Origin of the sequence: Streptomyces sp. SID8352, from assembly GCF_009862265.1 — a bacterium.
Lineage (GTDB): Bacteria > Actinomycetota > Actinomycetes > Streptomycetales > Streptomycetaceae > Streptomyces.
The window spans coordinates 1-12,109 of sequence record NZ_WWGX01000040.1 but is presented as its reverse complement, the minus strand read 5'-3'; the positions used below and the strand labels follow the sequence as shown (position 1 = coordinate 12,109).

The window sequence follows — 12,109 nt, the reverse complement described above, 5'->3', positions numbered from 1 at the left end:
CTGAAGCCCAGCCTCGCCGAGGCCGCGCGTACCGAGCTGGCCGGCCGGGACCTCATGTGCTGGTGCCCGCCCGGCGAGCCCTGCCACGCCGACGTGCTGCTGGAACTCGCGAACCCCGTCGACGACTGCCTCACCTGCGAGCACTTCCTGCCCGCCAGTCCCCCCGAGGAGCAATGCAACCCCGACGGCTGCGGCTGCACCGGCTACCCGGACGCCTGCGACATCCACGCCGCACCCGCCGGAGCCACCTTCCCGATCGCCAACTGCCCCCGCTGGCAGACCGCGCGCACCCCGTGAGCACGGCGGCCCGGCCGGAAGGTAGCCGGCCGGGCCAATCCCACCCCTACCCGCCGAGGGACCGGTAGTCCCGCAAACCACCAGGAGAAGACCATGACCGACCGCTCGTGCACCGATGACGACCTCCGTGCCGAAGCCGCCCGCCAGGCCACCCCGCACGAGCCCGACACCGGAGCCTGCCCCGGCGTTGGCGAGTACGGGCGCGGGATGACCGGGACCACGGTGCACGTCGGCTGCTGCCCGGCGAGTCGCTGAGCACGACGGCCGCCCGCAGGGAGCGCGGGCGGCCGGTGCCCCCACCCTTCCACACCGAGGAGACCCTGATGACCGATCCCACCACCCCCGCCGACCCCGCGCCGTCCGTGGACCGGGCCGCGCTCCGCGACCGTCTCCGCCGCGCCATCTGCGAGGCCAGCGGGTTCACCTGGCTTCCCGACGAGCTCATGGAGCCCGACGAGTACGGCGAGCACGCCGACGCGGTCCTGGCCGTGCTGCCCGCCGTCGACCAGGCCGCCGAGGAGGCGGCCCGGTGCCGCATGGCGTGGCACAGTGCCCGCCGCCGGGCGGCCGTCCTCTCCGCCGAGATCACCCGCCGTGCCCCGCTTCTCGGCGAGTACGCGAAGGCGGCGGCCGAAGCCCGGCAGCGCGCCGACCGGGCCGCCGTCCTCCGTGAGGCCGCCGACTTCGCTGGCAACGACGACACCTGCGGCTGCGGTGGCTGCGGCTCCTGCGTGTCCAACGCGATTGCTTCCGGGCTGCGTCGCGTGGCCGACGAGACGCAGCCCGAGGCCGACGAAGGCCTGTCCGGCCCGTGCGACTGCGGTGAGGGCGCCGTGCACTACATGGCCACCAGCTGCCCGGCCGAGCGGCGCCGCAGGGCCGACGAGACGGCAACTGTTTCCGCAGGGGAAACCGTTGCCACCGCGCCGCCCGCAGCCGTCGCCGACGCGCTGGCTGACGACCTGCGGTACGTCCTCGACTACCGGGGCCCCGAGCACGCGCACGAGCGCCCCGGGTTCTGGGACACCTCCGGTAGGCCGTGCATGCACTGTGCCCGCCTGGCCATTGCGCGGATGAACCTCGCCGACCACGACGCCGAGCTGCGCAGCCTGGCCGACGAGACGGCAGCCACCGAGACCGCTGCGCTCAGCCCGGCCGAGTGCACGATGCTGACCTACGCCCTCGACCAGGCACAGGAACGGATCTGGTCCGAGGACGGGTTCACCGACGAGGACCAGGCCGCCGTCGACTCGCTCCGTCGCCTGACCGTGGAGCAGCCCGCCGCCGGGGCGCAGCAGGACGGAGCGCAGCACCCCGGGGGCCCGCGTCCCCATACCGAAAGGCGTGACGCGTTCGCCCGGATGATCTACGAGCGGTGGAACCCCGGTCTGAGCTGGGACGACGCGCACCCCGACGATCTGATCTGCTACGGCGCCGACGCCGACGTGGCCATGGCCGCGGCCGACGCGGTATCCGCCGGCCGCTCCTTCGCCGCCCCGACCGACGCCGACATCTACCGCGAAGTGGCCAACCGGCTCGACGAGCTGGGGACCATCCCCAGCAAGACGTGGGCGCCCCCAGCGGCCGACCAGGTACGCGAATGGGCCGAGCGCCCCGACGGGCCCGCCGCCGGGCCGGGCGGGGCGGGGGCGTGATGGCCGAGGCCCTCGCCTTCGGCTGGCCCCTCCCCGCCCTGATCGTTGTCCTCGCCGCCGCGAGCACCCTCGCCGCCGGCCTACTCGCCGCCGCCATCGACACCAGCCTCCGCCTCGCCCAGGCCCTCCTCCGCCGCGCACTCACCGGGAGACGACCGTGACCACGCACATCCCCGACGACATCGCCACCGAGAGCGGCCACCGCAGACGCCCAGGAGATCGGCGCCAGCCCGCAGGCCCTCGCGGTCGCCCACCAGCTCCTCGGCCAGCCGTGACCGGCCCCAGCACTACGCCCCGGGGCGAGCACACGCCCCGCCCCGGGGCCACCTGGCAGACCCACCTCGCCCGCGTCGAGCGCCTGGTCGCCGACGACGCCTCCGGCCCCCGACCGAACCGAGCCACCCGACGCGCCGCCGCGCGCAGCACGGAGGAACCGATGACCGACCAGACCCGACTCCGCCTCGCCCACCAAGCCCGCCGCGCGAAGGAACACCAGCTCGACGACATCCGCCGCGCCCTGTGCGACATCGGGTTCATGCAGGACGACGACCCGTACTCGCACGCCGACCTCGCCGACGTGATCCGCCAGAACGGTGCGGCGCTGCGCGAGGTCGGCGAAGCGGATGGAGCCGACGCCCATGATCTGACGGCGCCCGCCCCGGCAGCGACCGAAGCGACCGAGCCCGACCTGCCGCCCGGGTTCGGCCCCGTCGTGCCCTGCATCGCCCCGCCCAACGAGCCCGCCACCTCGCCGCTACGCAACCAGCTCGCTGCCGCCATCGGCCGCACCAACCTGCCCATGTGGCACAAGGCCGCACGCTACAAAGCCGCCGACGCGGTGTTGGCCGAGCTGTACGGGCCGACGGCCGACCTCCAGCACCGCTTCACCGTCGCCCCACACGACCCCGAAGCCGAGCAGGAGCGGGACGGCGCCTACCGCGAGCGCGCCCACCTCGTCGCCCTCGTCGCCGGAGGGCTCGCCGAGCAGGTCGTCGTCGCCCCGGCACCCGACGTCGACGAACCAGGCTGGCAGATCCTCTACGCCACGCTCCACGGTCGCCAGTGCTCCTGGCACTTCAGCCCCCGGGACGCCGACCTCATCGAGCACTTCGACCACGTCCCGGCCGACGACCCGTGCGCTCAGTGGGACGGCCACACGACCGACGCGAAATACGAGCACATCGACTACCTCGCCCGCTCGCTCGGTACCCCCGGGACGGTCCGGGGCCGCTGAGCACGACGGAGGGGCGCGCCCACGATCTCCCCAGACCAGGCGCGCCCCCAGGTGGACATCACCCTACGCCCCACCCGCACACCGGAGCGCACGATGAACACCACCACCAGCACCACCACCCACCTGCGCACCATCGCCATGCACTGGACCGACCTCCACGACGCCGCCGGAACCCCCGCCCAACTCGGCGCCTTCGGCCTCGGCCTCCGCGGCTACCTCGCCCGCCTCGACCAGGCCGACGCCGACCAGATCGAGTACGAACGCCACCAGGCCGCCCACCTCCGCTCCCTGGAACGCGACCCGATCCAGCTCGGCGACCGCCCCGTCCCCGTCCGGCTGCACATCCTCGACACGATGCGCGCCGTCGAGGCCGCCCTCGTCGCCTGCGCCGACGACATCGCAGCCGCCGCCCAGCGCGCCCCGATCACCGTCCCCGCCGCCCGGAAGGCCGACTACTCCACCCTCCGCGAGGCCCGCATCGCCGCCGCCGACCGGCAGCGCCGCACCGAACTGGCCCACGCCGACGCCCACGACCCCCGCCGCTGGCGCTGGACCGGCCGCCGCACCGCCCCCTACGCCGCCCTCTGGCTCCTCGCCCGGGTCACCAGGGCGCCCGGCCCGTGCCGTCGGCTCACGGACGCGGAGGAGCACCGGATCGGCGTGGTGGCGGCCGGTGCGGCGGCCCGGGTTGAGCGGGCGCTGGACATCGCGGCCGAGCGGCGGACCCTCGCGGAGCCGTGCGCGTGCGGCGGGGCGATCGATGTGCACGGTGGGGAGGGGCGGGCGCCGGTCGCGCACTGCACGGGCTGCGGGCGGGTGTGGGCGGAGGGCGGGGTGATCGCGGCCTGAGCAAGCGCGAGGCCCGCCGAACCCCCTCGGGGACGGCGGGCCTCGCGACCCTGGGAAGCGCGCACCCGCACCGTACGACCTGCCCTGCCGGCACGTCCACCCCCTTGACCTCCTCCGCCCTCAGGCGGACCCTGAGCAGCCAAGCACCAGGGAGGCCACCATGAACGAGCCGACCCCCGACGACATCGAAGAGATCGTCCGCGAGGCGCAGACTCTCGATGAGCTGAAGCGCCACGCCCTCGACGTACTGCGCAGCAGTGGAGAGGACGTCGATGACGTCCGTGTCATCGTGTCCCGCCGTATGCCGAACGGCGAGTACCAGGCGGATGAGCTGATCCGGCCGAAGTGGGCCAGGAAGGCCAGACCCGACGACCCCAGCTGAGGACGGACGCCCGAAAGCGCCACGGCGAGATCACCCGTCCAGGAACCCCAACGCGGAGTCCGGGCGGCACGCCGTGCACGCGCGCACCCCGTCCGCGAGCGCTCGCAGCGCTTCGTTCCGGCTGATGCCCTTGACGCGCTTGCCGGCGTTCCAGCAGCCGCCGCAATGCACCTGGACGGGCGGGGCGTCCCGGCTCAGGCCGGTCTCCAACAGCCAGTCCGGCGCCGGGGGCCGGGACTCCAACCCGCGCTGCCGCTCGGCCTCCGCCCGCTCCGCTGCCGTGATCGCGGCCCGCACGTCGGCGAGGGCGAGGGCGAGCCAGGTCTCCAGGGTGCGGAGTCGGGGTAGGTCGGGTGGCAAATCGGGCACGCATTCGATTCTATGTTCGACCTGGAGGCCGCACAGGGCAGGGGGTGCGCCGGCTACTCCGGATGCCGCGCCGCCTTCTTCACCGCCGCCTCGACCTCGTTCCGCCGCTGCCCCTGCTCCTTGGCGTACTCGGTGACCGCGCCCTGGACATCACGGGCAAGATCCCGCCAGGCCCTCCACGCGGTCTCGTACGTTTCGGTCTGCTGCTCGCTCCACGCCTGGGCGGTGGGTGGGCCGTACTGGTCACGGAGCTTCTGAACCTGGGTGTGCGCCTGGTCCGTGGCGCGCTGCATCTCCACGAGGTGGTCGAAGGTGGTCACAGCTCTGGATCGTACGGCGGGCATGGGGGCGCCCCCGTCTCGACCTGCTGAGACGGGGGCGCTGGCGCGCGCGGCGGGCTACGGCCGCCACGCCTCTTGGTAGCCGGGCCGGTCCGCGTAGGGCAGGGCGAGCAGGCACAGCGTCTTGCAGGGGTAGAACGGCTCGCCGCCCCTCACGTCGCAGGCCATGCAGACGTCGCCGTCCACGTACTCCGTCTCGCCGGGTTCGTGCAGGGCGACCAGCCGCCGCTTGGCGTCGATCTCGCGCAGCACCCGCGCCGGATCATGGCGGGCAATGTGCCGGGCCACGCCCTCCGCGTCCGACGCCTGCGGGTCGACGTTCGTGACCACCCCGTCATCCAGCGCGTCCTCGACGTACCAGCGTTGCCCTGCGCCACGGGTATCGTAGGGCGACGGCTTGGTGTGCCAGGCCGTGGCGTCGTCGGCCCAGGCCGCCCCTTGCGCGGTCCGCTCGTCCTCGTCGAGCTGCGCGCGCAGCCACACCACCAGCTCATCCATCCTGCGCCTCCGACTCCTCGCTGATCGTGTCGCCGAGGTCCCGCAGGTCCCGGCACAGCGCCGAGTACTCGCCCAGCCAACGCCGCTCGATCAGCTCGGCGGCATCGAGCAACCGCTCGCGCGCCTCGTAGTCCTCACGGCTCATCCCGCTGTTCCGCTGTCCACTCACGTCGGCCGCCTTGTCTCGCTTCTTCCGTGGTTGCTTGGCAGGCCCCCGGCCAGGTCGGCGCGCCTTCATGTACGGCACCAGCAGCTCGTACGGGAGCATCCGCGTCTTGCCCACAACGCGGTAGTCGTCGGGGCCGATCGGCCATCCGGACGCCGGATCACGGGCCAACTTTCGTAGGCCCTCCGCCGTCATGCTCTGGGCGATGCCGTCTGCGACGAGCCGGTCGGCCGCCTCGGTGAAGGACAGCATCGTCCGCTGCTCCTCTCCCTGGGGCGTCTCTTCGGGCATGGGCTCATCCTCCCAGACTTGTTGCGTTGAACGCAACAAGTCGCTACGGTCGTACCTGCAACGAGAACGGCCCCGGCCGGTGTGTGAGAGCCCGGCCGGGGCCAGCCATCCCACCTGCATCACCAGGAGGACAGCCATGCCCGAGCGTACCGACCACCCCCAGCCCACGCCCAGCCCGACGCAGGCCCTCGCCGTCGCCGTCATCATCGGCACCGCGCTCGCCCTCGCCCCCATCCCCGCGGAGGCCGCCCACCGCGCCGCCGACGCCTTCACCCTCCCCGCCCCGGAGGCCACGCCCGAGCCGACCCCGGCCCCGGAGCCCGAGCCCACGCCCGTCCTCAACTACGACAACGACGGCCTGTACTGGGGCGCCGAGACGATCGCCGCCACCGAGGCCCTCATCGCCCGCGAGCGCGCGGCCGGTACCGCCATCGACGAGTGGAACGTCACCGACCGCGACGGTCAGCCGCTCCGCATCGTCCGCTGCGCCGACCCCGACTTCCTCGACACCATCTGCGTCATCCCCGGCGAGCCCCGCCCGGCGGTGGCCGCGTGAGCGAGCAGCAGCCCCAGCCCGCGGCCAGCCCCACCGCCGGGCCCTTCACTCTCGACGGCCTCGTGCCGACCATGGCCTGCCCGGCCTGTCACGCCACCACGGGAGCCCGCTGCACCACCCGAGCTGGCAAGCCCGCCCGCGCGCCCCACGGTCGCCGTATTGAGGCACTGGAGCAGGCCGCCGGCATCACGCAGCACCGCGCCGCGGTTCGCAGCAAGACGCCAACGGCCTGGTGGTCGAACGGCGTCGACCTTGACGCCGAGACGGCTCTGCTCACGGCCTACGCCAACCGCGCACTGCCCCGCCCGGCGGTGACCGCGTGAGCGAGCAGCAGCCCCACCTCCCGCCGATCATCACCGAGCCCGCCACCGTCGAAGCCTGCGCCGCCGACTACGCCGCCCGAGACCACGCCGGCGAAGCCAACACCCAGCACGGCACCGTCTACGCCTCCGCCCAGGACGGCATCCCCCGCACCACCGGAGGCCACTGATGCGCGCCCTCTACATCCTCGCCATGGTCTGGCCCCTGGTCATCGCGGCCATCCTCATCGGCCGCCACTTCGCCTGACCCCCACCCGGCCGCCCCGCCCGCCACGCGGGGCGGCCCCATCAGAAAGGCCCCACCCGATGAAGCGCCTCCGGGCCGCCACCGCCCGCCTCGACATCTTCGCCATCGTCGAGACCCTCCTCACCCTCGCCGCCCTCACCCTCGTCGCCATCACCGTCGGCAGCCAGCTCGGCCCCATCCTCGGCCTCACCGGCCACCCCGGCCAGATCGCCGGATGGTCCATCGCCCTCGTCTACGACGCCCTCTGGATCGGCGCGCTCCGCATGTCGGAGACCGCGATCCGGCAGCGCTCCCGCCTCGGCATGGCCGTCATGCTCGGCCTGTCCGCAACCGCCATCGGCGTCTCCACCAGCACCCTGCTCATCCTGGGACACGCGAAGGTGTTCGCGGGCGTCCCCCTGGCCGCCGCCCTCTTCATGGGCCTGCGGATCTTCGCCACCCACGTCCTCTCCGACGACGACACCGCCACCGCCATCGCCGCCCAGGACGCCGCCGACCGCAACGCCCGCGCCCTCGCCCGCGCCGACGCCCGCCACCTCCGCACCACCGCGGTCACCGACGTCATGACGGAGACCGCCAGCCACCTCGGCGAGATGGCCCGGCAGATCGCCCGCGCCGAGACCCTGACGAAGGCGGAGAAGGAGATCAGCAAGGCCCGCGCCAAGGCGGAGGATCGGCTGCGGAAGGCCGACGGCAAGCACGGCGAGCTGGCCGCCGCGTTCACGGGACGGACCCTGACGCTCGCCGTCACGGCCCCCGGCACACCCGCCCCGCCCGCCGTCACGGCCCGTGCCGCCACCAGCCTGGAACCCGCCCCGCACCCGGACGACCGGCCCGCCCTCGGCACGACTGCTCCGGAGTCCGGCACGGACACCGTCACGCAGGTCAGCACCCCCGACGACCCCGCCACCGACACGGCCGACACACCCCCGGCACAGCCCGTCACGCTCGACGACCTCGCGGCCGTCGCGGGCGTGCCGACCCCCGTCACGGGCGAGCCCCTCACCGACACCCAGCTCGGCGTCGTCCTGCGACACCTGCGCTACAGCGACGACCCGCCGCTGTCCTACCGGCAGGCCCGTGACGACTTCCGTGCCGCCGGATTCGTCGGCAGCGAGGAACGCGTCCGCCGCGTCTGGGGCGCCCTCCTCACCCACGAAGAGACCACCCCCGCAGCCGAGTAGGCCCCGTGTCCGGCACCACCAGTGAGCGCCAGCACCACCCCCCGGTTCTGGCCCTCGCTGCGACTGCCGGAAGCAGTCCAGGAACGGCGAGCGACCGGCGAGCAGACCCGTGCAGACCCGGCGAGCAGACCCCGCCCTTCCCACCCACCCCCCGAGGACCCGCCGCATGACCACCCCAGGCGCCGACGAGCGCCGTATCCGCGCACTCCTCCTCCACCTCGGCGTCGGCCCCCAAGCCCCGCCACCGCCCGCGGCCCGGCCCGCACCCCCGGCCCGGCACCGCCCGCACCCCGCGGGCGCCGCCCTCGACGCCTGCGCCCTCCTCGCAGCCCTCCACGGGCTCGTCACCCTCCTGACCTGAAGGCCGCCATGCTGCTGATCGTCTGCCTCGCCGGGCTCGCCCCCGGCATCGCCACCGCCTGGCTCCTGCGCACCCGCGGCTGGGCCGTCGCCACCACGGCCGGGCTCACCGTGACCCTCGCCGCGCCCGCCCTGCTCCTGATCTCCATGACCGCGCTCCCGCCACTCGGCTGGATCGTCGCCGTCTACGCAGCCGTCACCGCCGCCCGCTCCTTCGACGACGGCCGCATCTGGACCGGCTGCGCCTGGGCCACCCTCCTCACCATCGCGCTCGGCTGCGCAGGTGTCCTGTGAACCGCCGCGCCCCGATCACCCCGACCCGGATCATCCCCGCCGGCGTCCCGCTGCCCGGCGCCCCCACCCCGCCGCCCGGCCCGCCAGCTGTTCCGCCCGGGCCACCGGACTGGTGGCGGGCACCCGCCCCGCCCCCGCCTCCCCCGCCCGTGCCGGTCGACATCCACGTCACCGTCACCATCGACCAGGGCGGATGGCCCGCCCTCCCCGACCCCGAGCCCGCGCCCCGCTGGTGGCGGCGTATCCGCTGGGGCTACAACACCGCCCTCGCCCTGCTGTCCCTGACCCTCGCCGGGCCCTGGGGCGCGCTCCTCGCCGCCGTCCGCGACGAGGAATCCCTCGCCGGGGCCTGGGTCATGGCCAGCATCCCCCTGATCGTCCTGGGCCTCCTCGACAACGCCCGCCGCGTCGAAGCCCTCCACGCCGACCCGGACCTCTGGGCCCCGAAGTGGCGCGCCGCGACCGTCCGGCTCCTGCTCTGGGCCGCGGTCCTCGGCACCCTCCTCACCCTCCCGATCACCACGCTCGTCTACGCCCTCACCGGAGTGAAGCCCGCATGAGCACGACCACGCTGGCAGCAAGCCAGTACACGACCACCACCATCAGCACCGCCGGCTTCGCCCTCGGGCTCGCCCTCCTCGGCGTCGAACTCTGGCGCTGGCACAAGGGCGGCGGCGGGCCCAAGGGACCGGGCGCCATGGGCGGCGGCGGCAAGGACCCCAAAGCCCTGCTCCCGCTCCTGGGCGGAGTCGTCTGCGGCATCCTCATGATCGCCTGCCCCGCCGGACTCCTCGGCACCCTCGCCGGATTCCTCCGCTGGGGCGGCAACTCCGTGGGCGACGTCGCCATGAAGTGGCTCACCGGCGCCCCCTCCCACACCCTGGGCACCGCCGCCACCCCCCGCATCGACGGCTACGGCGCCATCGTCGTCACCGCCGTCATCCTCGCCCTCTGGCTCCTGCGCAAGCAGATCGCCAAGGCCACCCGCGGCAAGTGGTGGAAGGGCGTCCTCATCGGCTGCCTTCTCTGCGTCTCCACCGGCACCGCCGCCCTCGTCGCCCAGCAGATCGTCGACGGCGCCAACGGCCTCGGCGCCTGGGCCATCAACGGACTCGCACAGGGCACGATCGTATGAACACGCCGACCACCACGCAGTGGCTCAGGCAGGCCGCCCACCGCATCCACACCGGCTCCGGACGCCTCGCCGCCCACCTCGCCAGCCTCACCGCCCACGCCGCCCGCCGCGTCTGGCACCGCGTCACCGCCTGGCTCGGCCAGGGCACGGGCCTCGGCTGGCTCCTGCGCCTGGCCGTCCTCCTCGCCACGGCCGCGCTCCTGCGGAAGACCGCCCTCGCCGTCGCGGGCGGCCTGTACACGGCCGCCGCCGACGGCCGGGCCCCCTGGATGATGTGGGGCGCCGCCGGAGCCTGGCTGATCACCGCCTACCGGTGCGGCCACCCCGACTGGACCCCCGGCCGCACGCCCGCCCCGGATCCCGAGCCCGCACCGGCCACCATCGGCGAACCGACCGAAGCGGCCGGAGAGGCCGAGGGGGAGCCCCCGGCGACTGCCGAGGAACCCCCCGGCCCGCCCCCGGTCTCGCCCACCGCCCTCGTCGCCGCGGTCCGCGACATCGGCACCCCCCACGCCCAGCTCAAGCCGCTCGCCGAACACCTCGCCGCCACCACCGACGCCGTGCGCGCCGCAGCGGCCGGAATGGGCTGGGCCGTCAAGGACGTGCGGATGCAGGGCCGATCGGCGTCCGCCGGGCTCCGCTGGGACGAGGCCCCCTCCCCAGCCCCTTCCGCCCTCTCTTCCGGCGTCGTCGGTGCAGGTCAGAGCGCCGACGACAACGACGACGACACCGAGAAGGAGGGGCCCCGAGAGGGGATCGCTGTACGACGCACGGACGGCGGACTGATCATCTACGACCTCGCCGACACCCACCGCCGACGCGGCGCCGTCACCCACTGAAGACCCCGGGGCGGCCGCTCGCTGCCAGGCATCCCGGCCGCCCCGGCCCCATCCCGATCACGAGACGGAGAGCCCATCATGCTCGGATTCAAGAAGCCGATCCAGCCCGACGACGCACGGCTGAAGGGACACGAGACGACCTACCAGGCATCGCGCGGCGGCTGGCACAAGCCCCCGCAGCAGCCCACCCACGGCACACCGACGACGCCCCGCACGAACTGACGAAGGAGCCCCCGTGACCACGCGCACCCTCCCGCACGACCCGTACTTCACCGCCGTCTGCGACGCCCTCACCGCAGCGGGCCAGGAACTGACCGCCCACTGCTGGACCGACGACGGCGAGACCCGCGGCACCTACTGCTACCTGACCGCCGTGATCACCCTCGACCCGTCCGGCACCGCCGGAGAATGGCGCGAGGACATCCCCGCAGGCACCCCGTGGCCGTGCGGCCTGCTGCTGCTCTGGGAGTGGCACACCGGTATCGAGGCCGACCAAGGCGAGCCGGACCGCGGCCCCGTCTGGCTGTTCGCCGAGTTGAAGGCGGACGGCTCCAACGAGTACCCGACGTGGCTGCCCGTCGAGGGCTACGCCTCCCCGGCCGCCATCGTCGAGGCCGCCCGGAAGGTGATCGCCCGCGAGATCGGCGCCGGCCACTTCCACAACGGCGGTCAGCCGCAGTGGGACGGCGGGATCATCGGCGACACCTGGGACCGGCACGCCGAGCTGGACGCCGCGTGCGAAGCGTGGGGTACAGAGGAAGCAGAGGAAGCAGCCTCCTGACCCCCTGACCCCTGTCACACTGCCCCTGGGCCCCGCCGCGTCCCCCGTCGCGGCGGGGCCGCTCCACGTGGGCCGGCCCGCCCCACGCGCCCCGGGAATTGCGTCGGCGCCCGCCCCGCTGGATGCGGGACGGGCGCGTTGTTCAGCGGCGGTTCAAACGGCGCTGGTAGAGGCGGCTCCCCACGACGAGGACCACCACCACCGCCCACACGATCAACCACCCGCCAGCGGGACGGCCGAGTGCGGCCGCCACCGCCAGCGCGACGCCTCCGATGGCGGTAGCGACCACGTCGATGTACCGGACGAGGACC

Annotated in this window: 22 protein-coding genes; 18 read left to right on the top strand and 4 right to left on the bottom strand. The window is 74.2% G+C overall.

Going from position 1 to position 12,109, the window contains the following annotated elements; all coding sequences use genetic code 11:
- From GTY84_RS33845 to GTY84_RS14045, 7 genes are all read left to right on the top strand, one after another.
- The coding region (locus tag GTY84_RS33845) for a DUF4326 domain-containing protein (RefSeq protein WP_161226600.1) at positions 1-297 on the top strand (297 nt) is incomplete at its 5' end.
- A 93-nt stretch (positions 298-390) separates the two neighbouring features.
- Positions 391-552, top strand: a complete 162-nt coding sequence (locus GTY84_RS14060) for a hypothetical protein (RefSeq protein ID WP_161226599.1) — start codon at positions 391-393, stop codon at positions 550-552.
- 68 nt (positions 553-620) lie between these two features.
- Complete coding sequence (locus GTY84_RS32995) at positions 621-1,952, top strand: hypothetical protein (RefSeq protein WP_202551120.1); 1,332 nt, start codon at positions 621-623, stop codon at positions 1,950-1,952.
- Complete coding sequence (locus GTY84_RS14055; protein ID WP_161226598.1) at positions 1,952-2,113, top strand: hypothetical protein; 162 nt, start codon at positions 1,952-1,954, stop codon at positions 2,111-2,113. Before GTY84_RS32995 ends, GTY84_RS14055 begins: the two co-directional genes overlap by 1 nt.
- Before the next feature lie 110 nt (positions 2,114-2,223).
- Positions 2,224-3,186: a hypothetical protein gene (locus GTY84_RS32990; protein ID WP_202551118.1), complete on the top strand. Its 963-nt coding sequence runs from the start codon at positions 2,224-2,226 to the stop codon at positions 3,184-3,186.
- A 93-nt stretch (positions 3,187-3,279) separates the two neighbouring features.
- Entirely contained in the window at positions 3,280-4,035 is a 756-nt protein-coding gene (locus GTY84_RS14050; RefSeq protein ID WP_161226597.1) for a hypothetical protein, read from the top strand.
- A 160-nt stretch (positions 4,036-4,195) separates the two neighbouring features.
- On the top strand, positions 4,196-4,417 hold the full coding sequence (locus tag GTY84_RS14045; protein ID WP_161226596.1) for a hypothetical protein: 222 nt from the start codon (positions 4,196-4,198) through the stop codon (positions 4,415-4,417).
- Positions 4,418-4,447: 30 nt separating this feature from the next.
- Here the strand turns inward: GTY84_RS14045 and GTY84_RS14040 are convergent, their stop codons facing one another.
- The 4 genes from GTY84_RS14040 to GTY84_RS14025 all read right to left on the bottom strand — a co-directional run bounded on the left by GTY84_RS14040 (position 4,448) and on the right by GTY84_RS14025 (position 6,082).
- Positions 4,448-4,786 (bottom strand): DUF6233 domain-containing protein, encoded by a 339-nt coding sequence (locus tag GTY84_RS14040; protein ID WP_161226595.1) that lies wholly within the window; start codon positions 4,784-4,786, stop codon positions 4,448-4,450.
- A gap of 53 nt (positions 4,787-4,839) precedes the next feature.
- Positions 4,840-5,079, bottom strand: coding sequence for a hypothetical protein (locus tag GTY84_RS14035; RefSeq protein ID WP_237532269.1), 240 nt, complete (start codon positions 5,077-5,079; stop codon positions 4,840-4,842).
- 105 nt (positions 5,080-5,184) lie between these two features.
- Positions 5,185-5,625: a DUF6221 family protein gene (locus GTY84_RS14030; RefSeq protein WP_161226593.1), complete on the bottom strand. Its 441-nt coding sequence runs from the start codon at positions 5,623-5,625 to the stop codon at positions 5,185-5,187.
- Positions 5,618-6,082: a hypothetical protein gene (locus GTY84_RS14025; protein WP_161226592.1), complete on the bottom strand. Its 465-nt coding sequence runs from the start codon at positions 6,080-6,082 to the stop codon at positions 5,618-5,620. Before GTY84_RS14025 ends, GTY84_RS14030 begins: the two co-directional genes overlap by 8 nt.
- A 136-nt stretch (positions 6,083-6,218) precedes the next feature.
- Between GTY84_RS14025 and GTY84_RS14020 the strand changes: the two genes are divergently transcribed.
- The 11 genes from GTY84_RS14020 to GTY84_RS13975 all read left to right on the top strand — a co-directional run bounded on the left by GTY84_RS14020 (position 6,219) and on the right by GTY84_RS13975 (position 11,798).
- On the top strand, positions 6,219-6,638 hold the full coding sequence (locus GTY84_RS14020) for a hypothetical protein (protein WP_161226591.1): 420 nt from the start codon (positions 6,219-6,221) through the stop codon (positions 6,636-6,638).
- Positions 6,635-6,961, top strand: coding sequence for a hypothetical protein (locus GTY84_RS14015; protein ID WP_161226590.1), 327 nt, complete (start codon positions 6,635-6,637; stop codon positions 6,959-6,961). Before GTY84_RS14020 ends, GTY84_RS14015 begins: the two co-directional genes overlap by 4 nt.
- Positions 6,958-7,128 carry a hypothetical protein gene (locus tag GTY84_RS14010; protein ID WP_161226589.1) on the top strand — a complete coding sequence of 57 codons (171 nt, stop codon included), beginning with the start codon at positions 6,958-6,960 and terminating at the stop codon, positions 7,126-7,128. Before GTY84_RS14015 ends, GTY84_RS14010 begins: the two co-directional genes overlap by 4 nt.
- Before the next feature lie 136 nt (positions 7,129-7,264).
- On the top strand, positions 7,265-8,389 hold the full coding sequence (locus tag GTY84_RS14005) for a hypothetical protein (protein WP_161226588.1): 1,125 nt from the start codon (positions 7,265-7,267) through the stop codon (positions 8,387-8,389).
- 166 nt (positions 8,390-8,555) lie between these two features.
- Positions 8,556-8,750 (top strand): hypothetical protein, encoded by a 195-nt coding sequence (locus GTY84_RS14000; RefSeq protein ID WP_161226587.1) that lies wholly within the window; start codon positions 8,556-8,558, stop codon positions 8,748-8,750.
- Between the two features lie 8 nt (positions 8,751-8,758).
- Positions 8,759-9,043, top strand: coding sequence for a hypothetical protein (locus tag GTY84_RS13995; protein ID WP_161226586.1), 285 nt, complete (start codon positions 8,759-8,761; stop codon positions 9,041-9,043).
- Positions 9,044-9,192: 149 nt separating this feature from the next.
- Entirely contained in the window at positions 9,193-9,603 is a 411-nt protein-coding gene (locus GTY84_RS32985) for a hypothetical protein (RefSeq protein ID WP_202551117.1), read from the top strand.
- Positions 9,600-10,178, top strand: coding sequence for a hypothetical protein (locus GTY84_RS13990; protein WP_161226585.1), 579 nt, complete (start codon positions 9,600-9,602; stop codon positions 10,176-10,178). Before GTY84_RS32985 ends, GTY84_RS13990 begins: the two co-directional genes overlap by 4 nt.
- Positions 10,175-11,017, top strand: a complete 843-nt coding sequence (locus GTY84_RS13985; protein WP_161226584.1) for a hypothetical protein — start codon at positions 10,175-10,177, stop codon at positions 11,015-11,017. The genes GTY84_RS13990 and GTY84_RS13985 overlap by 4 nt, the downstream gene beginning before the upstream one ends.
- A gap of 78 nt (positions 11,018-11,095) precedes the next feature.
- Positions 11,096-11,239, top strand: a complete 144-nt coding sequence (locus GTY84_RS13980) for a hypothetical protein (RefSeq protein WP_161226583.1) — start codon at positions 11,096-11,098, stop codon at positions 11,237-11,239.
- Positions 11,240-11,252: 13 nt separating this feature from the next.
- Positions 11,253-11,798: a hypothetical protein gene (locus GTY84_RS13975; RefSeq protein ID WP_161226582.1), complete on the top strand. Its 546-nt coding sequence runs from the start codon at positions 11,253-11,255 to the stop codon at positions 11,796-11,798.
- The last annotated feature ends 311 nt before the right edge of the window (positions 11,799-12,109 follow it).

What these genes read in the sequence shown, in the direction of transcription:
- GTY84_RS14060 (WP_161226599.1), top strand. Translation starts at nt 391, where the DNA reads ATGACCGACCGCTCGTGCACCGATGACGACCTCCGTGCCGAAGCCGCC.
- GTY84_RS32995 (WP_202551120.1), top strand. Translation starts at nt 621, where the DNA reads ATGACCGATCCCACCACCCCCGCCGACCCCGCGCCGTCCGTGGACCGG.
- GTY84_RS14055 (WP_161226598.1), top strand. Translation starts at nt 1,952, where the DNA reads ATGGCCGAGGCCCTCGCCTTCGGCTGGCCCCTCCCCGCCCTGATCGTT.
- GTY84_RS14050 (WP_161226597.1), top strand. Translation starts at nt 3,280, where the DNA reads ATGAACACCACCACCAGCACCACCACCCACCTGCGCACCATCGCCATG.
- GTY84_RS14045 (WP_161226596.1), top strand. Translation starts at nt 4,196, where the DNA reads ATGAACGAGCCGACCCCCGACGACATCGAAGAGATCGTCCGCGAGGCG.
- GTY84_RS14035 (WP_237532269.1), bottom strand. Translation starts at nt 5,079, where the DNA reads ATGCAGCGCGCCACGGACCAGGCGCACACCCAGGTTCAGAAGCTCCGT.
- GTY84_RS14030 (WP_161226593.1), bottom strand. Translation starts at nt 5,625, where the DNA reads ATGGATGAGCTGGTGGTGTGGCTGCGCGCGCAGCTCGACGAGGACGAG.
- GTY84_RS14025 (WP_161226592.1), bottom strand. Translation starts at nt 6,082, where the DNA reads ATGCCCGAAGAGACGCCCCAGGGAGAGGAGCAGCGGACGATGCTGTCC.
- GTY84_RS14020 (WP_161226591.1), top strand. Translation starts at nt 6,219, where the DNA reads ATGCCCGAGCGTACCGACCACCCCCAGCCCACGCCCAGCCCGACGCAG.
- GTY84_RS14005 (WP_161226588.1), top strand. Translation starts at nt 7,265, where the DNA reads ATGAAGCGCCTCCGGGCCGCCACCGCCCGCCTCGACATCTTCGCCATC.
- GTY84_RS14000 (WP_161226587.1), top strand. Translation starts at nt 8,556, where the DNA reads ATGACCACCCCAGGCGCCGACGAGCGCCGTATCCGCGCACTCCTCCTC.
- GTY84_RS13995 (WP_161226586.1), top strand. Translation starts at nt 8,759, where the DNA reads ATGCTGCTGATCGTCTGCCTCGCCGGGCTCGCCCCCGGCATCGCCACC.
- GTY84_RS13990 (WP_161226585.1), top strand. Translation starts at nt 9,600, where the DNA reads ATGAGCACGACCACGCTGGCAGCAAGCCAGTACACGACCACCACCATC.
- GTY84_RS13985 (WP_161226584.1), top strand. Translation starts at nt 10,175, where the DNA reads ATGAACACGCCGACCACCACGCAGTGGCTCAGGCAGGCCGCCCACCGC.
- GTY84_RS13980 (WP_161226583.1), top strand. Translation starts at nt 11,096, where the DNA reads ATGCTCGGATTCAAGAAGCCGATCCAGCCCGACGACGCACGGCTGAAG.